Source organism: Nonomuraea polychroma, assembly GCF_004011505.1.
Lineage (GTDB): Bacteria > Actinomycetota > Actinomycetes > Streptosporangiales > Streptosporangiaceae > Nonomuraea > Nonomuraea polychroma.
In genome coordinates this window covers 5,269,812-5,292,500 of record NZ_SAUN01000001.1, presented here as the reverse complement: position 1 = coordinate 5,292,500, position 22,689 = coordinate 5,269,812, and the positions used below count along the sequence as shown (strand labels likewise).

Sequence of the window (22,689 nt, the reverse complement as noted above, 5' to 3'; positions counted from 1 at the left end):
GACGATGTATACGGACTGACGCCTGCCCGGTGCCGGAACGTTAAGGGGACCGCTTAGCCAGCTTCGGTTGGCGAAGGTGAGAACTTAAGCGCCGGTAAACGGCGGTGGTAACTATAACCATCCTAAGGTAGCGAAATTCCTTGTCGGGTAAGTTCCGACCTGCACGAATGGCGTAACGACTTCCCCGCTGTCTCAACCACAGACCCGGCGAAATTGCACTACGAGTAAAGATGCTCGTTACGCGCAGCAGGACGGAAAGACCCCGGGACCTTCACTACAGCTTGACATTGGCGTTTGGAGCGTCTTGTGTAGGATAGGTGGGAGACTGGGAAGCTCGGACGCTAGTTCGGGTGGAGTCATTGGTGAAATACCACTCTGGTCGTTTTGAACGTCTAACCCTGGTCCGTGATCCGGATCGGGGACAGTGTCTGGTGGGTAGTTTAACTGGGGCGGTTGCCTCCTAAAGGGTAACGGAGGCGCCCAAAGGTTCCCTCAGCCTGGTTGGCAATCAGGTGTCGAGTGTAAGTGCACAAGGGAGCTTGACTGTGAGACTGACGGGTCGAGCAGGAGCGAAAGCTGGGACTAGTGATCCGGCATCGGCATGTGGAAGCGGTGTCGCTCAACGGCTAAAAGGTACCCCGGGGATAACAGGCTGATCTTCCCCAAGAGTCCATATCGACGGGATGGTTTGGCACCTCGATGTCGGCTCGTCGCATCCTGGGGCTGGAGTAGGTCCCAAGGGTTGGGCTGTTCGCCCATTAAAGCGGTACGCGAGCTGGGTTTAGAACGTCGCGAGACAGTTCGGTCCCTATCCGCTGCGCGCGCAGGAGACTTGAAAGGGGCTGTCCCTAGTACGAGAGGACCGGGACGGACGAACCTCTGGTGTGCCAGTTGTATCGCCAGATGCACGGCTGGTTGGCTACGTTCGGAAGGGATAACCGCTGAAAGCATCTAAGCGGGAAGCTCGCCTTGAGATGAGGTCTCCCTCCCTGTGAAGGGGTAAGGCTCCCGGTAGACGACCGGGTTGATAGGCCGGAGGTGGAAGCGCGGTAACGTGTGGAGCTGACCGGTACTAATAGGCCGAGGACTTGACCACAAAGCATAATGCTTGGTGTGTGCTGCGCTCTGTTACTCTTCGCCGGGTCCAGAGCTGCGCCACACCAAGGAAATTCTTGCTCGCGTCCACTATGCAATTCTGAGACAGCAAACGACTGTGCTGTTTCTCAGGGTTACGGCGGTTATGGCGGGAAGGAAACACCCGGTTACATTCCGAACCCGGAAGTTAAGCTTCCCAGCGCCGATGGTACTGCACTCGGGAGGGTGTGGGAGAGTAGGTCACCGCCGGACAATCTTTCAAATGAGAAAGCCCCGACGCATCGCGCCGGGGCTTTCTCATTTCCGGCGCCCGGAGGACGAAGACACTCGCCGACAAGGGCCCGCGGATCGGCGGCGGTTTGAAGGACACGTTGTCCCTCGATCGCCGGCACCTGGGGCCCGGGCGGACGGCGTAGCCGTCGTTCTCGACGAAAATCGAGCCGGTCGGCCACCTTAGCGTCCTGAGCGTGGGTCCTGGCGGCTGATTTCCGCCGGGCAGGTCCGGCTGGCCTGCGCCCGAAGCGGTACGGCAGAGCTCACCAAGCAGGTGGGTCTTCTCGTCCGTCAGCGGGTTCAGGATCCGGTGCCGGGGCCCGGCGATTTAGTGCACACGTAGCGACATGGTGATCAGTTTTGCCGGCCGAGCATTTTTGGGCCGGCTGATTTATGAGCTTGCGACGGGCTCGTGGACGTTCTCCGGCTTGCTAGGCTGGAAGAACCGGGCCACCCCACGGGTGGCCTTCGTCGCGTAAGGCCCGAGGACGGGCGGCGACCAGCCACGGTGGACCGTCGTTGTGAGTCCGCTGGGTGAGCCCAACGAAATGGACCAGAAGTGAACAGAGATAACGGATCGGACGGCGGACAGCGCGGGCGCGGCGACCATGAGGACAGGCGCTCTGGCGGGGGCGGCAGGAGCGGCGGGTATGGCTCTCGCGGGCGAGACTCCGGCGGCGACCGTCCGTTCCGTTCCGACGACAGAGGACGCTCTTATGGCCGCCAGGAGAGAGATCCGCGGCGGGATGAGGGTTCCCGGGACGACCGGGGCCCGCGTCGTGAGGGTGGCTACGGTGAGCGCCGCGAGGGCGGTCGACCCGGCGATCGCGGTGAAGGCGGTCGATTCGGCGATCGCGGCCCGCGTCGTGAGGGCGGGTTCCGCGATGACCGCGGGCCGCGTCGTGAGGGTTCGGAGCGCGGATCCAGCGGCGGCGACGAGCGCCGCACGTACCGTGACAGGGACCGCGACGACCGCGGGCCGCGGCGTGAGGGCCATGAGCGGCGTTCGTTCCGGGATCGGGACGATCGTGGGCCGCGTCGTGAGGGCGGCTACGGTGAGCGCCGCGAGGGTGGCTACGGTGAGCGCCGCGAGGGCGGCGGTTACGGCGGCGACCGGCGCGGAGGCGGGTTCCGTGACGATCGCGGCCCCCGTCGCGAGGGTGGATCCGCGGATCGCGGCCCGCGGCGAGAGGGCGGATTCCGCGATGATCGCGGCCCGCGTCGCGAAGGCGGCTACGGCGACCGCGGTCCTCGTCGTGAGGGCGGATACGTAGACCGCGGCCCTCGAGGCGAAGGCGCCCCCCGTGACGACCGTGGTCCACGGCGTGAGGGCGATGAGCGGCGTTCGTTCCGGGATCGGGACGATCGTGGGCCGCGTCGTGAGGGTGGCTACGGCGAGCGCCGCGAGGGCGGCGGTTACGGCGGCGACCGGCGCGGAGGCGGATTCCGTGACGATCGGGGCCCCCGTCGCGAGGGCGGGTTCCGTGATGATCGGGGTCCGCGTCGCGAGGGTGGATCTGCGGATCGCGGCCCGCGGCGCGAGGGCGGATTCCGTGACGATCGTGGTCCGCGTGGCGAAGGCGGGTTCCGCGATGACCGTGGCCCCCGTCGTGAGGGTGGGTTCCGTGATGACCGTGGCCCCCGCCGTGAAGGTGGGTTCCGTGACGATCGCGGCCCCCGTCGTGATGGCGGGTTCCGCGATGACCGTGGCCCCCGTGGTGAAGGCGGGTTCGGAGACCAGCGGGGTCCGCGTCCTGAGGGTGGATCCGCGGATCGGGGTCCGCGTCGTGAGGGCGGGCTCCGCGATGATCGGGGTCCGCGTCGTGAGGGCGGGTTCCGCGATGATCGGGGTCCGCGTCGTGAGGGCGGGTTCCGCGATGATCGGGGTCCGCGTCGTGAGGGCGGGTTCCGCGATGATCGGGGTCCCCGTCGTGAAGGTGGGTTCCGTGACGACCGGGGTCCGCGCCGAGAGGGTGACCAGCGGGCGTCCCGGCCGTTCTCGCGGGACGACCGCGGTGGCCGCGAGGAGCGTACCGGGGAAGGCACCCGCGCCAGGTACGGCAGGCCCGACCGTGAGAGCGAAGCACCGCAGCGTGAGCGGCTGCCCGAGGTGGCGCCCGACATCACCGCGGACGAACTGGACAAGGAAGTGCTTGAGGAGCTCCGCTCCTTGCCCGGGGACCTCGCCGACCTCGTGGGCCGGCACCTCGTCGCCGCCGAGCAGGCGCTGGAGAACGACGACCCCGACCGGGCGCACGAACACACGAAGGTGGCGCGCCGGTTCGCTGCCCGCATCGGTGTCGTACGGGAGGCCGCAGGCATCGTCGCGTACCGCGCCGGGCACTTCTCCGAGGCGCTGAGCGATTTGCGGGCGGCGCGGAGGCTGACGGGCTCGGAGGCGTACCTGCCGGTCATGGCCGACTGCGAGCGCGGGCTCGGCCGTCCGGAGCGGGCCATCGACCTCGTACGTTCGCCAGAGGCCGAGCGCCTCGACAGGGCCGGGCGCATCGAGCTGACCATCGTCGAGTCCGGCGCCCGCCGCGACCTGGGCCAGCACGACGCCGCCGTGATCACCCTGCAGCGCCTGCCCGAGCTGCGTGACCCGCAGCCCAAGCCCTGGTCGGCGCGGCTGGCGTTCGCGTACGCGGACGCGCTGGCCGACGCCGGCCACACGGACGCGGCGACCGACTGGTTCGGCCGGGCGATGGCGTTCGACGAGGACGGCGAGACGGACGCCGCGGATCGGTACGCCGAGCTGACCGGCGCCGTCATCGAGGACGTCGAGGAGGAGTTCGACGACGAGGACGACTTCGACGACGCGGGCGTGGCCGAGAGCGAGGAGGCCGTCGAGGCGGAAGAGGACGTGGACGACTCCGAGGTCCTCGCCGAGGCGGACGACCTCCTGGGCGACGAGCGGGAGCCGGCCGACCTTCCGGGCGACGAGCCCGAGCGGGCTGAGCTCCGGGGCGACGAGCCGGAGGAGGCCGAGGCCCTGGGCGATGAGCCCGAGCGGGCTGAGCTCCGGGGCGACGAGCCGGAGGAGGCCGAGGCCCTGGGCGATGAGCCCGAAGAGGCTGAGCTCCGGGGCGACGAGCCGGAAGAAGCCGAGGCCCGAGGCAGGGAGCCGGAGGCGGAGGCCGAGCCGGCCGACGTCCTGGACGGCACGGAGTCTGACGAGCAGAGCTCCGACGATTCCGGGAGCGAGCCGAGTAGCTCTGGGTCGGCGGCGAAGGCGGAGATTCGCGGCATCACGCCGGCGTTCATTGAGCCCAACTTCGGCGACACGCTCGACGAGGAAGACGAGCCCACCCAGAACCGGCCGAAGTCGGACGACTAGACCGGAAGCCTGATGCTCCGCCGTACCGCGACCATCCGGTACGGCGGAGCCGGTTCACGCCTCACAGCGCTGATCGCCCCCGTTGTCTTTGGTCAGTGGGTGGTGGTCCGGGTGTGCGGCCGCCAGGCGTCGCGAAGCAGGTTCATCGTGACCGCCGCCCACCACTCGCCGGCCACGTACGTCGCCTTCGGGTCGAGGCTCTCCCTGCGGAATCCCAACCGCTCGTACAGCCGTATGGCACCGGCATTGTGGGAGTAGACGCCCAGGTTCACCTGCTCGATGGCCGGGTCGGCGAAGGCATTGCCGAGTGCGGCTTCCAGCATGGCCTCGCCATATCCCCGCCCTCTGACCGTGGGTGAGACCAGGACCATGCCGAGCCGCACCGACCGGCCGGACGGCTCGGTCCGCAGGAGGAAATGGCCCACCGGCGTTCCGTCGGGGCCGACAGCCATGTGGACGCGACGGGTGGGATCCGATGCGTGGAAGCCGGAGAGCTGACCCGCATCAAAGGGCCAGGTGAACCCGGTATTGCCGGACCAAGTGATGAGCGCCTCCAAACTGTCGATCCACGAGGCCACTTCCGGGGCGTCGGCAGGCTCGAACGCGCGCAGCTCAATCACGCGATCATACGTACCGGAACGGCTTCGTCCTGGTCAATCGGCGAGCGTGCGGAGGCTGCCACCGGCCTCCGGCGACAGGACGACGACGGACGAGCACGGCCATGCGCCGCGCGTCACGATCCGGCCAGTTTCGTGGCCTTGAGCTGGAGATAGCGCTGCTCGGGGCGGCTGGTGGTGCGGCGGGCGGCCGTCGCGTAGCACTCCCGGGCCCGGTCCGGCTCCCCGGCCAGCTCCAGCAGGTGCCCGCGCACCGCCTCCACCCGGTGCTGGCCGGCGAGGCGGGGGTCGTCGTCGAGGTACGACAGGAACGTGAGGCCGGCGCGGGGACCGTGGACCATGGCCACCGCGACCGCCCGGTTGAGCGTCACCACCGGGTTGTCGGTCATGCGTTCCAGCAGGTCGTAGAGGCCGAGGATCTGCCGCCAGTCGGTGTCGCCGGCCGTGGCCGCCTCGGCGTGCACCGCCGCGATCGCCGCTTGCAGCTGGTATGGCCCGAGGTCGGCATGGGACATGGCATGGGTCACCAGCGCGACGCCTTCGCCGATCTCGCGCTGGTCCCACAGGCTTCGGTCCTGCTCAGCGAGCGGCACGAGGGCGCCGCTCGCGTCGGTCCTGGCGGTGCGGCGGGCGTGGACGAGCAACATCAGGGCGAGCAGGCCCGCGACCTCACCGTCATCCGGCAGGACGCGGTGCAGCATCCGGGTCAGCCGGATCGCCTCCGCCGCCAGATCGGTACGGAGCAGGTCCGGACCGGTCGTGGCCACGTACCCCTCGTTGAAGATGAGGTAGAGCACCTGGAGCACGGCGTCGAGCCGGGCGGCGTACTCGGCTGGTGGCGGCGGCCCGAAGCCGATCCCCGAGGTCTTGATCTGCTTCTTCGCCCGGCTGATCCGCTGCGCCAACGTCGGCTCGGGGACGAGGAAGGCGTGCGCGATCTCGGCTGTGGTGAGCCCGCCCACCGCCCGCAGGGTGAGCGCGACCTGAGACGGCCGGCTGAGAGCCGGATGGCAGCACACGAACAGCAGCACCAGCGAGTCGTCCGCGGGCGGGCCGGCATCCGCCGCCGGCGCCAGGTACTGCTCCGGACGGATCCGGACCGCCTCCGCGGCCTCACGGTCGCGGCGGGACTGCTCGCTGCGGAGCATGTCGATCAGGCGTCGCGAGGCGACCCGGATCAGCCAGGTACGCGGCTCCTGCGGGATCCCGTCGGCCGGCCACTGGGCCGAGGCCGCGAGCAGGGCTTCCTGCACCGCGTCCTCGGCGGTGTCGAAGTGCCCGTACCGGCGTACGAGCGCGCCGAGGACCTGCGGCGCGTGCTCGCGCAGCAGGTCCTCGAGCCGGTCCGGCACCGTCACGACAGGGGCGTGTCCTCCGCCAGCGGCCCTTGGCCGATGGGCCGCACCTCCACCGTGTCGCCGACCGCCGCGACGATCCGGGCGGCGATCGCCATCGCCCGGTCGTGGCTGGCGCAGTCCACGATCGCGTAGCTGGCCAGCACCTCCTTGGCCTCGGCGTAGGGGCCGTCCACGGCGACCGGTCCGCCGTCGCGCATCCGTACGGTGCGGGTCAGGGACGGATGCGCCAGCCCTTCCGTGGAGACGAACTCGCCGGACGCGGTGAGCTCCTTGCCCAGGTTCTCGTAGAACTCACACATGGCCTGGAACTCCGGGCTGTTCACGTCGACCGAGTCCCAGTCGGCCTGTTTGGTGTACGCCAGCAGCAGATACTTCATGCGTGCCTCCCGGTCACCCGACGGTCCGGGTTCCGATGGTGTCATAGCCGCCACCGGGCCAGACCCACGATGAGGTGATCGTGTTGCCGTCCTCGCTGACGGTGGACCGGCAGTACGCCGGGGAGCCCTTCTCACCGCCCCAGATGGTGAGGCTGCCATCGTCGTGAACCTCGTACACGTAGTCCAGGGTGTTGCCGGTGGAGTCGTAGAAGCGGGACTTGATCTCCTCGCTGGGCTCGGCACCGAAGGGTCGCTCGTGGCCGATCACCTCCATGCCCTTGACCTGCCGGCCGTCATGGACGAGGTCGACGTGCTGGAGGAGGAAGAATCCACCCTCCATCCACTCGAACCGCACCGTCCCCTTGGCGCCGCCCGTCAGCTGCCACGTGCCGACCAGCCCGTCCAGCTTGCGCATCTGCTCGCTGCTCATCGCCGTCTCCTCGCTTCTCGCTTCACTCGCCCCCGCTGGGCGCGTTCTGCTGATACCTCGGAGCCGGCACCCCGGCTTTCGACAGCCTCCCGGTTGTTTTTTCAAGATTTTCAGGAGCGCGTTCGTGCGGGTCGCGGCCCAGGTCACCGTATCCCGGCGCGGCGAGGGCGAGATCATCGGAGCGGTGAGCGCCGTTGCCGACGGGTGCCGGCCGGCTCCGGGAAATGGCGGCGAGACGCTCCGCGATGTACGGGAGACGCTCCCGGATTCGATGTACGGGAGACGCTCCCGGATTCAGGGGGAGACGCGGTCGAGCCAGTGGAGGATGCCCGCGACGTTCGACGGGGCGCCGCTCAGCAGTTCGAACTGCTCCGCCGTCCCGTCGTCGGACTTCAGCGCGGTGTAGCGCTCCTTCGTGCGGTCCCTGACCATGGCGACCGCGTGGTCGAGATCCATGCCCTCGGAATGGGCCTGCCGGGTGAGATCGACCCAGACGCGAAGCTCTTCGGCGGACCGTTCGAGGGTCTCCTGGACGGCCTCCACCGGGCCGTAGTGGCTGAACAGCAGCCGTTGCGGCCCGAGTGCCCCGAACAGCGCGATCGAGTCGAGCGCCGTCTGCAGGTCGAAGTCCGGCGGGGGTGTCGCCGGACGCAGGTCACCCGTCTGGGGCAGGTACACGCCTGCCGCGTCGCCGACGTACAGGTCGCCTGTGGCGGAGTCGACGAGCCCCACGTGGTGCTTGGCGTGGCCGGGGGAGTAGTGGCTGTTCAGCGTGCGGCCGTTGCCCAGATCGATGGCACCGGTCTCGCCCAGGGCGACGATGCGCTCGGCCTCGGTGGGAGACAGTTCGCCGAAGAGGGTGTCGAGGCGGTCACCCCACACCATGCGGGCGCTCGCCATCAGCCGTGACGGTTCGGCCAGGTGGCGGGCTCCCTTCTCGTGGACCACGACTTGCGCCGACGGGAAGAACCTGGCGATGTCGCCCACGCCGCCGGCATGGTCCAGATGGATGTGGGTCACGACGACGGTGGCCAGATCGTCCGGGCCGACCCCGAGCGACGTGAGCGCGTCGCGCACCACGGGGGCCGAGGTCGAGGTGCCGGTCTCCACCAGGCACGGGCGATCGCTCAGGATCAGATAACCAGCCGTGATGCCCGAGTAGCCGGCCATCTTGGTGTCGATCTCATAGACGTCGCCGCCTAGAGGGGTGATGTTGTCCACAGGCACTCCCGAGCGTGCAGCCGTTGTCCCCAGAACGGCGTTCGAGCCGATCCGGCCTCCCCCTCATCGTAAAGAGTGATCTCCACCAGAGCATCGACAGGAGGACGACAGTGGACCGAAACGAGGTTGTGCTGGTGGGGAGGCTCTCCGCGGCCGTCGAGGAGCACCCGGTGCCGAGCGGCGACACCGCGACCAAATGGCGCACCATCGTGCGCCGGCGGCGGCCGGACCGGCGAGGGGGCGTCGTGACGGACAGCATCCCGTGCGTCACTTTCGACCGTGAGGCGGCCGACGTGGTCCGCGGCCTCAAACCTCGCGACTACATCGAGGTGACGGGCGCGTTCCGGTGCCGCGTCTTCGGCCCTCCCGGCGCCAAGATCTGGAGGCACGAGGTGGAGGTGACCGCCGTCAAAGCGGTCACCGCGGCCGTCCCTCTTCCCTCGCCGGAGGATGCGGTCGTTCCTCTTCCGGCGTCGGAGGGCGAGGATCCGGCTGGGATGCCTGCCGCCCTCGTCCCCAGACAGGTGTCCCACCTGGCCAAGGCAATGTGACCGGCCACGTCCCACCGTTGCGGGACCGCCGGCCCTGCCCGTGACCGCGGGGCCTGGATCATGTGGAGGGCCATTGGCTTGGGCCCGGGTTGGCGAAGAGCTTGGGGCCGGACGGGGCCGCTCATGCCACCCGGCTCTGCCCCTCGGTCACCCATGCATCAGCTCTCCAGCAACGCACGTTCACCAGGCCACCCAGCTCCTCACAGGACCATGGCCCACCCACCGGGCAGCTCCGAAGGGAGCGGAGACCCGGGGCGGTGCGTTGGAGATGGCTGGGACCTGCGCTGCGACGGAGGAGGGGCTGGGCGCTGATGAGTTAAGTAGCGAGGTCTGGGCGTCGGTGAGCTCAGTCGATCGCGAACGTGCGAAGGACCAGGCCTGTTCTGGGTTTGGGGCCGAAGGAGGTGGACTTGCGGGGGACGCGTTCACCGCCGGCGGCGACGGCCAGCACGTCGTCGACCGCCAGTGGCTTGAGCAGCACGGCGGTGCCGCCGGTACGGGTGGCCAGCCGCACTGCGGCATGCGTGTCGTGGTGGACGATCCATACGGTTTGCTCATCGTCGCGCATGCCCCACACCTTGGGCAGGACGAACTCGGTGAGGACGGAGGTGTTGAGGGAGTTCCAGCGTTCTGAGTGGTCGGGCGGCATGGCACCGCCGAGCTGGACGGGGTCGGGATTCGTCAGGAGGTGCGCACCGCTCTCGTCGGCCAGCAGGAACGCCGGCTCCTGAGCGCTCTCCAGCGCGGCCAGTCCCTCGTTCAGGTCGTCAAACTCGTGGACCTGCCATGCGCCCCTGGCCTTGGCGGTCGCCTCGGCCAGCGGGAGGCCGGGGATCACGCGGTGGATGGCCTTGAGGTCGGGCGGGTACGCGGTGGAATCCACGAGCAAGGCCAGACCGAAGTCCCATGGAGCCGCCAGGCCTCCGGCGGGGGCCGGCCCACCTTGCTCGGGGTGCTCAGTGTCGTCGTGCTTCGGGTGGTCGGTTCGCGGAGGTTGATGGGTGTCTTGTTGCTGGTGGTGGCGCCGGGTCGCGCGTTCCTGGCGTTGGAGCACGCGGTACGTCGCATATCGATGATGGCCGTCGGCGATCAATGCCTGCCGATCGTGAAGGTCGGCATTGATCCTGGCGATCTGCGTCTTGTCCGTGATCGCCCATAGACGATGCGTGAGGCCGTCCTCCGTGTGGGCAGTCACGACAGGGTGGCGCTTCGTGGCTACCTCGTCCACCAGGCGGGTCGTCGCCCCGTCACCGCCCTCGTAGAGGAGGAAGATCGGCTCGAGGTTGGCCTGCGTGGTGCTCATGAGCGCGAGCCGGTCGGCGACCGGGCCGGGCATCACGTCCTCGTGGGGCAGGATGATGTGCTGACCCGGGTCAGCCAGGCCCACGTCGCCGATCAGGCCGCGCTGCAGCACGTCCGGGCCGCTCTGCTCGTACACGTAGAGCGCCGGCTCCTCGTCCGGCACCAGGATGCCCGCCTCCAGCCACGCGCGGAGCGTGTCCCTGGCATCGGCGTATCGGGTTTCGAGCGGGACCGCGGCGGGGCCGGCGGCCGCAGCTCCGCGGTCCGTCGTACCGGCGGTGAGGTCCGGCGCTTGCACAGTGGCGTCGGTTGCTTGGGTGGTGGGTTCGGTTGTCCGGGTCGCGGGGGAGGAGTTGGTGGGATGGGAGCACGGAAGGATGAGACGGACGACGTTGTTGGGATGCAGTCGCAGGAGGGCGTCCACGTCCGTGTCAGAGATCAGATCGTAGGGTGGGGAGGTCACCTTGGCGGGATCTTCGACAGCGAAACGCACCCCTCGGAAGGGCCGTAGCACGAGCCCATCAGGCACCGGCAGTTCAGGAATCCCCATACCGGGCATGCTCCCATAAATGCTCGCGCCTTCCGGGAGTCGCCCCTTGGTTGCAGCCGTGCCCGTCCGGCAGCAGGGCAGGGCGGCTGTCGTCCAGCGATGAAGGGAGTCCTCACCCATGGGTCGAGATGGAAACCTCAATGACGGAACCTCGGGCAATCCGCGGGGCAGTGTTTACGATTGGTATCAGCGTGGGGTCAAGCTGCTTCAAGAAGGCAGCCCTGCCGCCGCGGCCGCCTTGCTCGAGCGTGCCAACGCGGCGGAGCCTGAATCGCGCAGCATCCTTGAGGCACTGGCCAGGGCCCAGTTCAATTCCCGGCAATACGCCGAGGCCGCGGCCAGTTTCCGGCAGATCGTTGACGCCAATCCGGCCGAGGATTACGCCTACTTCGGGCTGGGCTTGTCGTTGTGGCGGACCGGGGATGTGGAAGGGGCGCAGGAGCCGCTGGCCATCGCGGTCGCCATGCGTCCCGATGAGCGGCATTACGTGTCGGCGTTGAAGAGCGTCCGCGCTACATTGCGGGCTCGGCGGGAAATGTAGGCGGGGATTGGTTGGTCTTCTTGCCGGCGTTCGTTCCCTCCGACAGGCGGCGCCGGCCGTTGCGGCCGGTCGGCAGCGGGCGCCGGCCTGAGCATGCAGGGCCGGGGACCGGGCGAGGCCGGAGATGACCGCCGAGTCGAGGACGCGTGGCCCGGGACGGCGGTGAGGCTGGGGAGGGACGCCGGGCCGGGAATGCGTGGCCGGAGACCGGCGGCGAGGCCGGAGCGAGCGCCGCGCCGGAGATGCGTGGCTGGAGCCGGGTGGGTGGGGCTCGCGTGGCCGGAGGATGCCTGTGAGGCCAGGGAAAACGCTCCATCGGAGATACACCTGGCCGGGGACGGGCGGCGAGGCCGGGAGTGAATGCGGGGCCGGAGATGCGTGGCTGGAGATGAGCGGCGAGACCAGTGATGGCGGCCGCGGCTGAGGACGCGAGGCCAGGGATGGCGGCCGCGGCTGAGGACGCGGCCGAGGATGCGGGGCCGGCGGTGAGGCCGGGAGCGGCGGCCCGGCCGGGTGGGGATAAAGTTCACGCGGGCTGAGAGTCGAACGGGAAGAGGCGCTGTGCTGATCGACGGGTATGACACCCTGCTGCTCGACCTCGACGGCGTGGTCTATTTGGGCACCCACGCGGTGCCCGGGGCCCCGCAGGCCCTGGAGGAGGCGCTCGGGCGTGGCGTGCGGCTGGCCTACGTCACGAACAACGCCTCCCGTACGCCGGCCGCCATCGCCGCCCATCTACGCGAGCTCGGGGCGCCTGCCGCCGCCGAGGACGTGGTGACCTCGGCGCAGGCCGCCGCACGGCTGATCGCGGAAAGGGTGCCGCCCGGGTCGAACGTGCTCGTGGTCGGTGGGTCGGGGCTGCGGATGGCCGTACGGGATCGGGGGCTTCGACCAGTTTCGACCGCTACCGAGTCGCCTGTCGCCGTGGTGCAGGGGATCGCGCCCGGACTGTCGTACGGGCTGCTGTCCGAAGGTGCGCTGGCGGTGCGGCAGGGGGCGTGGTTCGTGGCGTCCAACCGCGACAGCACCATGCCCACCGGGCGGGGGGAATTGCCGGGGAACGGGGCGATGGTGCGGGTCATCGCCGCGGCCACCGGGGTGGAGCCGGTGTACGCGGGCAAGCCGGATCCGCCGCTGCATCGGGAGTCGGTGATCCGTACGGGGGCGCGGCGGCCGCTCGTCGTGGGGGACCGGCTGGACACCGACATCGAGGGTGCGGCCAATGCCGGGGTGGACAGCCTTCTGGTGCTCACGGGGGTGGCCACGGCGGCCGATGTTTTGACGGCGGAGCCGCATCATCGGCCCACGTACGTCGCGGAGGATCTGGAGGCGTTGCACCTGCCTTATCCCGAGGTACGGGACGGGGTCTGCGGAGGGTGGCGAGCTCGGTGGCAGGACGGGATGCTGCGGCTGGAGGGGGAAGGGAACAGGATCGACGGGCTGCGGGCGGCGTGTGACGCCGCGTGGGCGGCGGCAGGGGACGGGCGGATCGAGGAGGACGCGGTCAAGCCCGTCCTGGATCGCATGGCCGGCTGAGCTGTCCCGGTCGCGTGCGGCCAGGTGAGCAGTCCTTTCCGTGCTGCGGGGCGGGCCGGCACAGGTCGCGTGCCGCCGGGTGAGCGACCCAAAGTTCGGTGCCGCTGAGCGGACCGACGCAGGACGCGTGGCGCAGGTCGGCCGCGCAGCCGCCTCCCGCCGGGTGAGCGACTCCGTTCGGTGCCGCGGGTGGGGTCGCGCAGGTCGCGTGCCGCGGCGTGGGCCGAGCCCTGTCCGCACCGAGACCTACCAGGGCGGCGGTGACGGGGCGGTTCGCCTTCAGCGGGGTGCTGGGGTCAGGCGATTCTTTCGCGGGTCTGGCGTGCGAACTGCCAGACGCCCACGGCCAGCAGCAGCGCCGACGCCACCACCAGCGCGCCCAGTGACAGGGGCACCCCGCCGCTCCAGCCGTCCAGCACCAGCAGCCGCATGGCGTCGATGGCGTACGTGAGCGGGTTCGCCCTGGCCACGGCCTCCATCCATCCCGGCATGGCCGACAGCGGCACGAACGCATTGCTCATGAACAGCAGCGGCAACGACGCGAACCCCGTGATCGCGAAGAACGTCCCGTGTGAGGGCACCGCGCAGGCCAGCGCCATCGCCGCCGCCGTGAGCGCCAGAGTGAGCAGCGCCGTCGCGACCAGGATCGCGAGCACGCCGAGCGGCCCCGACGCGGGGCGGACGCCCAGGACGAGGGCCACCAGCAGGATCACCACCACCTGGGCTGAGTTCATCCCCATCTGGAACACGAAACGCGACACGATCAGCGAGCTTCGCCTGATCGGCATGCTCAGCAGCTTGTCGAGGTAGCCGGTCTCCTTGTCGAACAGCAGCGGCATCGCCGCCGTCACCCCGTTGCCGACCACGGTGAAGGCGATGATCCCCGGCACCGCGAACGCGATGTAGTCGCCCGTGCCGACCGCCCGGGGATCCATCGCGCCGCCCAGCGCGCCGGCGAAGAACACCAGCCACACAGCCGGTTGCAGCACGCTGAACAGCAGGTTCAAGCGCTCCCGCAGCACGATGAGCAGCCAGCGCCTGGACAGGGCCAGGACTTCCTGCGACCACATCAGCTCGCCACCTCCCTGACTCCGCACACCATTCCGTCAGCCCGCTCGTCCGGCGACCCGTCAGCCCGCTCGTCCGGCGACCCGTCGGGCCGTTCGTCGGGGACCGCCTGGGCCCGTCTGTCCGGGGGTGCGTCCGCCTGCCCGTTGGGTGACCTCGCAGGCCCGTCTCTTCGGGACGCGTCGGCCCGGTCGTCAAGCGGCCCCCGTAGGCCCGCGTACTTCGGCGATCCCGTCACTTCGGTTCCTCGCGCAGCGTGTGGCCGGTGCGGCGGAGGAACACCTCGTCGAGCGAGGGCGCCCCGATCGCCTCCTTCAGCTCGGCGGGCGTGCCGGTGACCACCTCGCGGCCGTGATCCATGATCGTCAGGCGGTCGCAGAGCCGGTCGGCCTCGTCCATGTAGTTCGTCGCCAGCAACACGGTCATTCCCTGGTCGCACAGCGCGCGGATGTGATCCCACATCCGGTGGCGCGACGGGACGTCCAGGCCGAGCGTCGGTTCGTCGAGTATCAGCAGCTCCGGCCGATGCAGCAGCCCGCACGCCAGGTCGAGGCGCTTCTGCATGCCTCCGGAGTACTCCTGGACGAGCCTGTCGGCGTCCTGCGACAACCCCACCAGGTCGAGGACCTCGCCGGCCCGGGCCTTCACCTGCCGCCTCGGCACGTGGTAGAGAGCCGCTTCGATCTCGGTCTTCTCGCGGCCGGTCAACATGTAGTAGCCCATGGGGGAGACCTGCTGCATCACGTACCCGATGCGTTCACGTACCTCTCCGGCCGCCCTCACCACGTCGAACCCGCACACCCGGGCGGCGCCGCCGCTCGGCGGGAGCAGCGTGGCCAGCATCCTGATCGTGGTGGTCTTCCCCGCGCCGTTCGGGCCGAGCAGTCCGAAGATCTCGCCTGGCGCGATCGCCAGGGTCAGGCCGTCGACCGCGAGGCGGTCGCCGTAGGAGCGGCTCAGCCGTTCGGTCTCGATGATCACACCCATTTTGTTCACCCATCGCCAAATAATTAACGCTGCCATTAAATAACTTGGCGACGGGACCGGTCAATCGGCCCGCCTAGATCAGCTTTCGCAGGCGCAGCAGGTCGCCGAAACTCGCGTCGATCTTCACGCGGCCGCCGAGCAATGCACGCGCCAGGTCCAGCTCCCCGTCGACCAGCGCGATCAAGTCGTCGCTCGAGATCGTGAGCTTCACGTCGGCGGGCTTGGCGTCCGCCGGCGGGACCTCCGTGAACGGGTCGAGGCCCCCGTGGTGCAGCCGGCCGTAGAAGATCACGTCGAGGTCGGGCACCCGGCAGCTGACCGTGCGTTCCACCACATGCTTGGCCCGGTCCTCCTCGTCGATCTCGTGGAACTGGGCGACGAGCTTGACCAATGCCGCCCGGCACTCCTCGACGCTTGCCATGATGCGCATCCTTTCTTTCTCTTTACGGACCGTAGCGTTCCATATCACCAGCACCCTCGTATGACCTTCAACGTGTGACACGCCTGCCAAGGTCCCGCGCGCTCGCGGGAGGCGTTACGGTCGAATCATGAGTGAGCTGCCGGAGGAGACCGGCGACGAGCGGGTCGACGCCATCGTGGCGGGCCTCGGCCGGCTGGGCGAGCTGCCGGTCGGCGCCCACGTGGCCGTCTTCGACGAGGCGTTTTCCGAGCTCGAGGCCACGCTGGCCGCCGTCGAAGCGGTGGAGGCCACACAAGTCCCAGGAGTCGCGGCCGAGCCGGCGCCAGGTGAGCGGTGACCCGGAGGATCCGCCTCGACAGTGAGCTGGTGCGCCGGGGCCTGGCGAGGTCGCGGGAGCAGGCGGCCCAGCTCATCGACGCCGGCCGGGTCAGCGTCGGCGGCCAGCTCGCCCGTAAGCCCGCCACCCAGGTCGACACCGCCTCACCCATCGTCGTGGCCGCCTCCGAGGAGGGACCCGATTACGTTTCGCGCGGAGCGCACAAGCTGCTCGGCGCGCTGGACACGTTCCGGAGCCTGACCGTGGAGGGCCGCAGGTGCCTCGACGCGGGCGCCTCCACGGGCGGCTTCACCGACGTGCTGCTGCGCCGCGGCGCCGCGCACGTGCTCGCCGTCGACGTCGGCTACGGCCAGCTGGCGTGGTCGTTGCGGACCGACGAGCGGGTGACGGTCATGGAGCGGGTCAACGTCCGCGATCTGACCGCGGACATGGTCGGCGAGCCGCCCACGCTGATCGTGGGCGACCTGTCGTTCATCTCGCTGCGTCTGGTGTTGCCCGCCCTGGCCGCCGTCGCCGCGCCGCAGGCGGACTTCGTGCTGCTCGTCAAGCCGCAGTTCGAGGTGGGCAAGGATCTCGTCGGGGCGGGCGGCGTCGTCCGCGATCCCGAGCTGCGGCGGCAGTCCGTGCGTGACGCCGCCGCCAAGGCGCGGGAGCTGGGGCTGACCGTGCGCGGGGTGACCGCCAGCCCGCTGCCCGGGCCGTCGGGAAATGTGGAATATCTGCTCTGGCTGGGCAAGGGAGAGGGCGAGCCGCCGGTCGCCGGCCTGGAAGCCGAGATTCAGCGTGCCGTCGCGGAAGGGCCGCAATGAAACGGACCGTGCTGGTCGCCGTGCACACCGGGCGGGGCGTCGCCGTCGAGAGCGCCCGCCTGGTCATCAACCGGCTGGTCGACGCCGGGATCACCGTCAGGGTGCTCGAGACCGAGGCCGGCGAGATCGGCTGCGCCGGGGTGGAGGCCGTGCCGAGTGACCCTGGCGCGGTCAAGGACGCCGAGGTCATGATGGTGCTCGGCGGCGACGGCTCGCTGCTGCGCGCCGCCGAGCTGGCCAGGCCCGCCGGCACACCGCTGATGGGGGTCAATCTCGGGCATGTCGGGTTCCTGGCCGAGGCGGAGGTCGACGACCTGGCGGCGGCGGTCGACAGCGTCGTGGCGGGCCGCTATGACGTCGAGGAGCGCATGACGATCGACGTGATCGCCCGGCTGAACGGCCGCGTGCTCGCCGACACGTGGGCGCTCAACGAGGCCACCGTCGAGAAGCAGGAACGCATGCTCGAGGTGGTCACCGAGATCGACGGCCGGCCCCTGTCGCGCTGGGGCTGCGACGGCGTGATCTGCGCCACACCGACGGGCTCGACCGCCTATGCCTTCTCGGCGGGCGGACCCGTGGTGTGGCCGGAGGTCGAGGCGCTGCTCATGCTGCCCATCAGCGCCCATGCGTTGTTCGCCAGGCCGCTGGTGGTCTCGCCGCGCTCCACGCTGGCCGTGGAGATCCTGCCGGCCACGCCGGGCGGTGTCCTGTGGTGCGACGGGCGGCGCCGCTTCGAGCTGCCGTCCGGTTCGCGGGTGGAGGTGCGCAGAGGCGCCGAGCCCGTACGCCTGGCGCGGCTGCACGGCGTGGAGAGCACCGGCGCGCCCTTCACCGACAGGTTGGTCGCAAAGTTCGAGCTTCCTGTTCAGGGCTGGCGCGGAAGGGTGCGACCCTGAGTGAATGGAAGGCGGAGCGCGTAGGATCACGTGGGCACACGTGTTCGGAGACGATCCGTGCGACCATCGGTGAGACGATCCGTGTGACCGACGGACCACGGCAGTGACGGGAGTGGGCAGTGCGACCAAGGGTCGAGGAGGTCCGCATCCAGGGGCTCGGCGTCATCGACGAGGCCGTGCTCGAGCTTTCGCCGGGATTCAACGTGGTCACCGGCGAGACGGGCGCGGGCAAGACGATGGTCGTCACCGGGCTCGGGCTGCTGTTCGGCGGCCGGGCCGACCCCTCGCGCATCCGCCCGGGGGCCGATCGGGCGAGCGTGGAGGGCACGCTGGTCATCGAGTCGGGCGGGCGGGTCGCCCAGCAGGTCGAGGACATCGGTGGCGAGGTCGAGGACGGCACACTGATCATCTCGCGCCAGGTGTCGGCCGAGGGGCGGTCCCGGGCCTGGCTCGGCGGCCGCACGGTGCCCGTCGGCACCCTGACCTACCTGGCCGACGACCTGGTGGCGGTGCACGGGCAGATGGACCAGCAGCGGCTGCTCCAGCCCGCCAGGCAGCGCGCCGCGCTCGACCGCTACGCCGGCGACGAGCTCGTCAAGCCGCTGCGTGCCTACACGCAGGCGTACAAGCGGCACAAGCAGGTCGCCGCGCTGCTGGAGGAGCTGACCACCAGGGCCAGGGAGCGGGCGCAGGAAGCCGACAGGCTGCGCTTCGGCCTGGAGGAGATCGAGAAGGTCGACCCCAAGCCGGGCGAGGACGTCGACCTGCGCTCGGAGGAGGAGCGGCTCTCGCACGCCGACGCCCTGCGCAGCGCCGCGACCACGGCGCACACCGCGCTGCTCGGCGACCCCATGGAGGCGGCCGGCAGCCCTCATGACGTGATCTCGCTGCTCGGTGAGGCGCGCGCGGCCGTGGAGGCGGTGCGTGACTTCGACACCCAGCTCGCCGGGGTGGCCGACCGGCTGGCCGAGGCCGGATACCTGATCTCCGACGTGGCCACCGACCTGGCGGCGTACGCAGAGTCGATCGAAGCGGATCCGGCGCGGCTGGCGGCCGTGCAGGAACGCCGGTCCGTGTTGTCCGGACTTATCAGGAAATATGCCGAGGACAGCGCTGGGGTCCTGGCATGGGCGCAGCAGGCCGCGGCGCGCCTGGGCGAGCTCGAAGGCGACGACGAGCGCATCGACGAGCTGACCCGCGAGCATGACGAGCTGACCGACAAGCTCACCGACCTGGCCGCCGAGCTGACCAGGGTGCGCGAGGCCGCCGCCGAGCAGTTCGGCCAGGCGGTCACCGAGGAGCTGACGGCGCTGGCCATGCCGCACGCCAGAGTCGTCGTGCAGCTCACCCAGAGCGCGGAGTTCGGCCCCGAGGGGGTCGACGAGGTGGAGCTGCGGATGGCCGCTCACCCCGCCGCGCCACCGCTGCCGCTCAACAAGGGCGCCTCCGGCGGTGAGCTGAGCCGGGTGATGCTCGCGATCGAAGTGGTGTTCGCCGGCGCGGATCCGGTGCCGACGTTCGTGTTCGACGAGGTCGACGCGGGTGTCGGCGGCAAGGCGGCGGTGGAGATCGGGCGCCGGCTCGCCCGGCTGGCCCGCACCGCGCAGGTGATCGTCGTCACCCACCTGCCGCAGGTGGCCGCGTTCGCCGACCAGCATCTCGTCGTCGAGAAGGCGAGCGACGGCAGCGTCGTGCGCAGCGGTGTCACCGCGCTCGACCACGAGGGCCGGGTGCGTGAGCTGTCCCGCATGCTGGCCGGCCTGGAGGACTCCGAGCTCGGCCGCGCGCACGCCGAGGAACTGCTGGGGCTCGCCGCATCCGACCGGTGACCCAGGGTGACATAGCGGACACGCCGCGTAATGCGTGGCCCCTGCGCTGTTTCGCTCTGGCAGGATGGTCGTGATGAAGGTTCCGGGGAGCAAGATGCCGGGCCTCCGCGGCAGGAAGGTCGGTGACCTTCCCGGCATAACGGCAGTGGCGAGAATCGACCGGCGTACCAAGAGGCTCACCAAGCGCCTCCAGCCCGGGGAAATTGCGATTATCGACCATGTTGACGTGGACCGGGTCAGCGCGGAGGCACTTGTCGCATGCGGGGCTGCGGCCGTGATCAACGTCGCGTCCGGCATCAGCGGCCGCTATCCCAATCTAGGGCCCCAGATCCTGCTCGACGCGGGCGTGCCGTTCATCGACAACGCCAACACGGAGCTGTTCGAGCGGGTCAAGGACGGCGACGTCGTCAGGATCTGCGACGGGGTCGTCTACCTCGACGAGGACGTGGTCGGCAAGGGCGAGCAGCAGACCCCCGAGGCGGTCGAGGCCGCCATGGCCGAAGCGCGGGCCGGGCTGGCCGTGCAGATCGAGGCGTTCGCCGTCAACACGATGGAGTACGTCCGCGGCGAGGGCAAGCTGCTCATCGACGGGGTCGGCGTACCCGAGATCCGGACGAACATGGAGGGCAGGCACGTCCTCATCGTGGTCCGCGGCTACCACTACAAAGAGGACATCGCCACCCTCCGCCCGTACATCCGCGAATACCGGCCCATCCTCGTCGGCGTCGACGGCGGGGCCGACGCGCTGATGGAGGCCGGCTACCTGCCCGACGTGATCGTGGGCGACTTCGACTCCGTCTCCACCAAGGCCCTGACCTGCGGCGCGGAGCTCGTCGTGCACGCCTACCGCGACGGCCGGGCCCCAGGCCTGGAGCGGGTGCACCAGCTCGGCCGCGAAGCGGTGATCTTCCCCGCCACCGGCACCAGTGAGGACATCGCGATGATCCTGGCCGACGACAAGGGCGCCGAGCTGATCGTCGCCGTCGGCACCCACGGAACGCTGGAGGAGTTCCTCGACAAGGGGCGCTCCGGCATGGCCAGCACCTTCCTCACCCGGTTGATCATCGGCAGCAAGCTCATCGACGCCAAGGGCGTGAGCAGGCTCTACCGGAGCCGCATCTCCACCCCGCAGCTGCTGCTCCTCGTGATCACCGCGTTGATCACGATCGTCGTCGCACTCGTCTCCGCGCCGATCGGCCGCACCTGGCTGAACGGCCTGCAAGACGCCTGGAACGCGTTCATCTTCTGGCTGGTCGGACTCTTCTCGTGATCGATTTCCGCTATCACCTCGTCTCCATCGTCGCGATCTTCCTTGCGCTGGCGGTGGGCATCGTCCTGGGCACCACGCTGCTCCAGGACCCCGCGATCGACCTGGCCAAGAGGACCAGCGACGAGCTGACCAACACCAACAACGGGCTGCGGGCCGACCTCGACGTCCTGCGCGGCCGGGAGGCCGGCAACGACGCCTTCATCACCGCGCAGACGCCGGAGATGGTGGCCAGCGCCCTGGTCGGCCAGCGGGTGCTGCTCATCGAGTCGCCCGGCTCGAGCACCGCCATGCGTGAGGCCGCCCAGCAGGCGATCGGCCAGGCGGGAGCGGAGATCTCCGGGCGTCTCACGCTGACCGAGAAGTTCCTCGACCCGGCCGGCAAGGGCGTGCTCGACGGCCTGGTCAATCAGCTCAAACCGGCGAACATGGTCTTCCCGGCCACCGCCACCAGCTGGGACCGGGCCGCCTCGCTGCTCGCCGCGTCCCTCATGACCAACGATCCCGCCCAGGCCAACACGCCGAACGCCGCCACCGGCGAGGTCCTCGGCGCCTTCGAGACCGGCGGACTGGTCAGCACTGACGGCGACCCCGCCAAGCGGGCCACGCTCGCCGTGATGTTGGCGCCGGAGAAGCCGTACGAGGGTGAGACCGCCGAGGTGCTGGCCGACGCGCTGGTCTCGGTGGCCGAGGGGTTCGACGCGGCGAGCAAGGGCACGGTGCTGGCCGGCGCCGTCCCGCCCGCCGGCACCGCCACGGGCGACGCGATCAGCGCCGCACGCGACGACAGCGAGGTCTCCAGGCGCGTCTCCACCGTCGACACCGCCGATATGCCCGCGGGCCGTGTGGTGATCGTCTATGCTCTCCGGGAGCAACTGACCGGGCGCGCCGGCCAATACGGCATCGGCAAGGGGGCCTCGGGGATGCTGCCCCCGGTGACGTCCGCCAGCCCGACACCCACCACCCAGTCAGGGAGCTGACATGCCTGCCAGCCGATCCCGAGGCCTGCTCTACGCCCTCGCCGGCGCCGCGATCGGCGCCGCGGCCGCCCGCGTCGCCTACAGGGCGTTCACCGGCAACCGGCCGGCCGACCTGTCGGGCCGCTGGACGCGTAAGAACCACCGCGGCGAGCCCATCACCCTGCTCGAGGGCCCCTCGTTCGTGGCCGGCGCCGGCGCGGCGGCCGCGCTCACGCCCGGCCTTCCCGGCCGGCTGCGCCTGGCGGCCCTGGTCGCGGGCGTCGGCAGCGGCACGCTCGGCGCGTACGACGACCTCTACGGCACGACGTCGTCCAAGGGCTTCAAGGGACACCTCACCGCGCTCGCCCGCGGCGAGGTCACCAGCGGCGCCGTCAAAATCCTCGGCATCGGCGCCACCGGGCTGGGCGCGGCCGCCCTCGTCTCCGACGGGCCCGCCGACACGCTGGTCAACGGCGCCGCCATCGCCGGCGCGGCGAACCTCGCCAACCTCTTCGACCTGCGGCCCGGCCGCGCCATCAAGGTCGGTCTGCTGACCGGCGGACCGCTGCTCGCCGCCTCGCTCTTCCGCGACACCCCAGCCGCCGCGGCCCTGGCTGCCGTGCCGCTGGGGGCCGCCGCGGCGCTGCTGCCCGAGGACCTGGGCGAGCGCGCCATGCTCGGCGACGCGGGCGCCAACGCCCTCGGCGCGCTGCTCGGGCTCGCCGCGGTCACCAAGCTGAGCAGACGGGGCCGGTACGCGCTGCTGGGCACCGTCGCGGCGCTGACGGCCGCCTCCGAGAAGGTCAGCTTCACCAAGGTCATCGCCGGAAACTCGGTGCTCAACCGCATCGACATGCTCGGCCGCCGGCCCGTCGACCCCGTGTGACGCGATTGTCGGTGCGACCTGCCAGGATGATGTCCGCGTGAT

At 70.1% G+C, this 22,689-nt stretch carries 21 protein-coding genes and 2 rRNA genes (1 of these 23 cut by a window edge); 13 read left to right on the top strand and 10 right to left on the bottom strand.

Translation table 11 applies throughout. The annotated features are described in order from the left end of the window. Together EDD27_RS24160 and rrf are read left to right on the top strand one after the other, a co-directional pair. Positions 1 to 1,096: ribosomal RNA gene (locus EDD27_RS24160) — 23S ribosomal RNA — on the top strand (it extends 2,010 nt beyond the left edge of the window). A gap of 134 nt (positions 1,097 to 1,230) precedes the next feature. Then, positions 1,231 to 1,347 (top strand): 5S ribosomal RNA (rrf, locus tag EDD27_RS24155). 412 nt (positions 1,348 to 1,759) lie between these two features. Here the strand turns inward: rrf and EDD27_RS56870 are convergent. After that, a complete protein-coding gene (locus EDD27_RS56870) occupies positions 1,760 to 3,625 on the bottom strand; it encodes a hypothetical protein (RefSeq protein WP_241564221.1) in 1,866 nt (621 codons plus the stop codon). Here EDD27_RS56870 and EDD27_RS24145 point away from each other — a divergent pair. After that, on the top strand, positions 3,539 to 4,705 hold the full coding sequence (locus EDD27_RS24145) for a hypothetical protein (RefSeq protein WP_241564220.1): 1,167 nt from the start codon (positions 3,539 to 3,541) through the stop codon (positions 4,703 to 4,705). The genes EDD27_RS56870 and EDD27_RS24145 overlap by 87 nt on opposite strands. Before the next feature lie 92 nt (positions 4,706 to 4,797). Here the strand turns inward: EDD27_RS24145 and EDD27_RS24140 are convergent, their stop codons facing one another. From EDD27_RS24140 to EDD27_RS24120, 5 genes are all read right to left on the bottom strand, one after another. Further along, entirely contained in the window at positions 4,798 to 5,325 is a 528-nt protein-coding gene (locus EDD27_RS24140) for a GNAT family N-acetyltransferase (protein WP_127934403.1), read from the bottom strand. Positions 5,326 to 5,438: 113 nt separating this feature from the next. Then, entirely contained in the window at positions 5,439 to 6,680 is a 1,242-nt protein-coding gene (locus tag EDD27_RS24135) for an RNA polymerase sigma factor (protein ID WP_127934402.1), read from the bottom strand. Next, a complete protein-coding gene (locus EDD27_RS24130; protein WP_127934401.1) occupies positions 6,677 to 7,057 on the bottom strand; it encodes a YciI family protein in 381 nt (126 codons plus the stop codon). Before EDD27_RS24130 ends, EDD27_RS24135 begins: the two co-directional genes overlap by 4 nt. 13 nt (positions 7,058 to 7,070) lie before the next feature. Beyond that, entirely contained in the window at positions 7,071 to 7,487 is a 417-nt protein-coding gene (locus EDD27_RS24125; protein ID WP_127934400.1) for a hypothetical protein, read from the bottom strand. Positions 7,488 to 7,781: 294 nt separating this feature from the next. Then, complete coding sequence (locus EDD27_RS24120) at positions 7,782 to 8,708, bottom strand: MBL fold metallo-hydrolase (RefSeq protein WP_127934399.1); 927 nt, start codon at positions 8,706 to 8,708, stop codon at positions 7,782 to 7,784. 110 nt (positions 8,709 to 8,818) lie between these two features. Between EDD27_RS24120 and EDD27_RS24115 the strand changes: the two genes are divergently transcribed. Next, positions 8,819 to 9,259 carry a single-stranded DNA-binding protein gene (locus EDD27_RS24115; RefSeq protein WP_164903769.1) on the top strand — a complete coding sequence of 147 codons (441 nt, stop codon included), beginning with the start codon at positions 8,819 to 8,821 and terminating at the stop codon, positions 9,257 to 9,259. 346 nt (positions 9,260 to 9,605) lie between these two features. Here EDD27_RS24115 and EDD27_RS24110 read toward each other — a convergent pair whose 3' ends face one another. Continuing rightward, the gene (locus EDD27_RS24110) at positions 9,606 to 11,120 is read right to left on the bottom strand and encodes a DUF1015 family protein (protein WP_127934397.1); all 1,515 of its coding nucleotides are present in this window, start codon (positions 11,118 to 11,120) and stop codon (positions 9,606 to 9,608) included. A 109-nt stretch (positions 11,121 to 11,229) separates the two neighbouring features. Between EDD27_RS24110 and EDD27_RS24105 the strand changes: the two genes are divergently transcribed. Further along, positions 11,230 to 11,652, top strand: coding sequence for a tetratricopeptide repeat protein (locus EDD27_RS24105; RefSeq protein ID WP_127934396.1), 423 nt, complete (start codon positions 11,230 to 11,232; stop codon positions 11,650 to 11,652). A gap of 561 nt (positions 11,653 to 12,213) precedes the next feature. Next, entirely contained in the window at positions 12,214 to 13,188 is a 975-nt protein-coding gene (locus tag EDD27_RS24100) for an HAD-IIA family hydrolase (protein ID WP_127934395.1), read from the top strand. 296 nt (positions 13,189 to 13,484) lie between these two features. On the opposite strand, the gene EDD27_RS24095 is transcribed toward EDD27_RS24100, so the two are convergent. The 3 genes from EDD27_RS24095 to EDD27_RS24085 all read right to left on the bottom strand — a co-directional run bounded on the left by EDD27_RS24095 (position 13,485) and on the right by EDD27_RS24085 (position 15,664). Further along, the gene (locus EDD27_RS24095) at positions 13,485 to 14,258 is read right to left on the bottom strand and encodes an ABC transporter permease (RefSeq protein WP_127934394.1); all 774 of its coding nucleotides are present in this window, start codon (positions 14,256 to 14,258) and stop codon (positions 13,485 to 13,487) included. A gap of 232 nt (positions 14,259 to 14,490) precedes the next feature. Beyond that, complete coding sequence (locus EDD27_RS24090) at positions 14,491 to 15,243, bottom strand: ABC transporter ATP-binding protein (protein ID WP_164903768.1); 753 nt, start codon at positions 15,241 to 15,243, stop codon at positions 14,491 to 14,493. A 73-nt stretch (positions 15,244 to 15,316) separates the two neighbouring features. Beyond that, positions 15,317 to 15,664: an SCP2 sterol-binding domain-containing protein gene (locus EDD27_RS24085; protein ID WP_127934392.1), complete on the bottom strand. Its 348-nt coding sequence runs from the start codon at positions 15,662 to 15,664 to the stop codon at positions 15,317 to 15,319. 127 nt (positions 15,665 to 15,791) lie between these two features. Between EDD27_RS24085 and EDD27_RS24080 the strand changes: the two genes are divergently transcribed. From EDD27_RS24080 to EDD27_RS24050, 7 genes are all read left to right on the top strand, one after another. Continuing rightward, entirely contained in the window at positions 15,792 to 16,001 is a 210-nt protein-coding gene (locus EDD27_RS24080) for a hypothetical protein (protein ID WP_127934391.1), read from the top strand. Beyond that, positions 15,998 to 16,810: a TlyA family RNA methyltransferase gene (locus EDD27_RS24075; RefSeq protein ID WP_127934390.1), complete on the top strand. Its 813-nt coding sequence runs from the start codon at positions 15,998 to 16,000 to the stop codon at positions 16,808 to 16,810. The genes EDD27_RS24080 and EDD27_RS24075 overlap by 4 nt, the downstream gene beginning before the upstream one ends. Beyond that, positions 16,807 to 17,706, top strand: coding sequence for an NAD kinase (locus EDD27_RS24070; RefSeq protein WP_127934389.1), 900 nt, complete (start codon positions 16,807 to 16,809; stop codon positions 17,704 to 17,706). The genes EDD27_RS24075 and EDD27_RS24070 overlap by 4 nt, the downstream gene beginning before the upstream one ends. Before the next feature lie 119 nt (positions 17,707 to 17,825). Next, complete coding sequence (gene recN, locus EDD27_RS24065; protein ID WP_127934388.1) at positions 17,826 to 19,535, top strand: DNA repair protein RecN; 1,710 nt, start codon at positions 17,826 to 17,828, stop codon at positions 19,533 to 19,535. Between the two features lie 73 nt (positions 19,536 to 19,608). Further along, positions 19,609 to 20,805 carry a putative cytokinetic ring protein SteA gene (gene steA, locus EDD27_RS24060; protein ID WP_127934387.1) on the top strand — a complete coding sequence of 399 codons (1,197 nt, stop codon included), beginning with the start codon at positions 19,609 to 19,611 and terminating at the stop codon, positions 20,803 to 20,805. Then, the gene (locus EDD27_RS24055) at positions 20,802 to 21,782 is read left to right on the top strand and encodes a copper transporter (protein ID WP_127934386.1); all 981 of its coding nucleotides are present in this window, start codon (positions 20,802 to 20,804) and stop codon (positions 21,780 to 21,782) included. The genes steA and EDD27_RS24055 overlap by 4 nt, the downstream gene beginning before the upstream one ends. Position 21,783: 1 nt before the next feature. Further along, positions 21,784 to 22,647 carry a hypothetical protein gene (locus EDD27_RS24050; protein ID WP_127934385.1) on the top strand — a complete coding sequence of 288 codons (864 nt, stop codon included), beginning with the start codon at positions 21,784 to 21,786 and terminating at the stop codon, positions 22,645 to 22,647. The last annotated feature ends 42 nt before the right edge of the window (positions 22,648 to 22,689 follow it).

Coding starts and splice junctions, on each gene's coding strand:
- EDD27_RS24130 (WP_127934401.1), bottom strand. CDS start 7,057: ATGAAGTATCTGCTGCTGGCGTACACCAAACAGGCCGACTGGGACTCG.
- EDD27_RS24070 (WP_127934389.1), top strand. CDS start 16,807: ATGAAACGGACCGTGCTGGTCGCCGTGCACACCGGGCGGGGCGTCGCC.
- EDD27_RS24125 (WP_127934400.1), bottom strand. CDS start 7,487: ATGAGCAGCGAGCAGATGCGCAAGCTGGACGGGCTGGTCGGCACGTGG.
- EDD27_RS24095 (WP_127934394.1), bottom strand. CDS start 14,258: ATGTGGTCGCAGGAAGTCCTGGCCCTGTCCAGGCGCTGGCTGCTCATC.
- EDD27_RS24080 (WP_127934391.1), top strand. CDS start 15,792: ATGAGTGAGCTGCCGGAGGAGACCGGCGACGAGCGGGTCGACGCCATC.
- EDD27_RS24085 (WP_127934392.1), bottom strand. CDS start 15,664: ATGGCAAGCGTCGAGGAGTGCCGGGCGGCATTGGTCAAGCTCGTCGCC.
- steA (WP_127934387.1), top strand. CDS start 19,609: ATGAAGGTTCCGGGGAGCAAGATGCCGGGCCTCCGCGGCAGGAAGGTC.
- EDD27_RS24110 (WP_127934397.1), bottom strand. CDS start 11,120: ATGCCCGGTATGGGGATTCCTGAACTGCCGGTGCCTGATGGGCTCGTG.
- EDD27_RS24090 (WP_164903768.1), bottom strand. CDS start 15,243: ATGGGTGTGATCATCGAGACCGAACGGCTGAGCCGCTCCTACGGCGAC.
- EDD27_RS24105 (WP_127934396.1), top strand. CDS start 11,230: ATGGGTCGAGATGGAAACCTCAATGACGGAACCTCGGGCAATCCGCGG.
- EDD27_RS24050 (WP_127934385.1), top strand. CDS start 21,784: ATGCCTGCCAGCCGATCCCGAGGCCTGCTCTACGCCCTCGCCGGCGCC.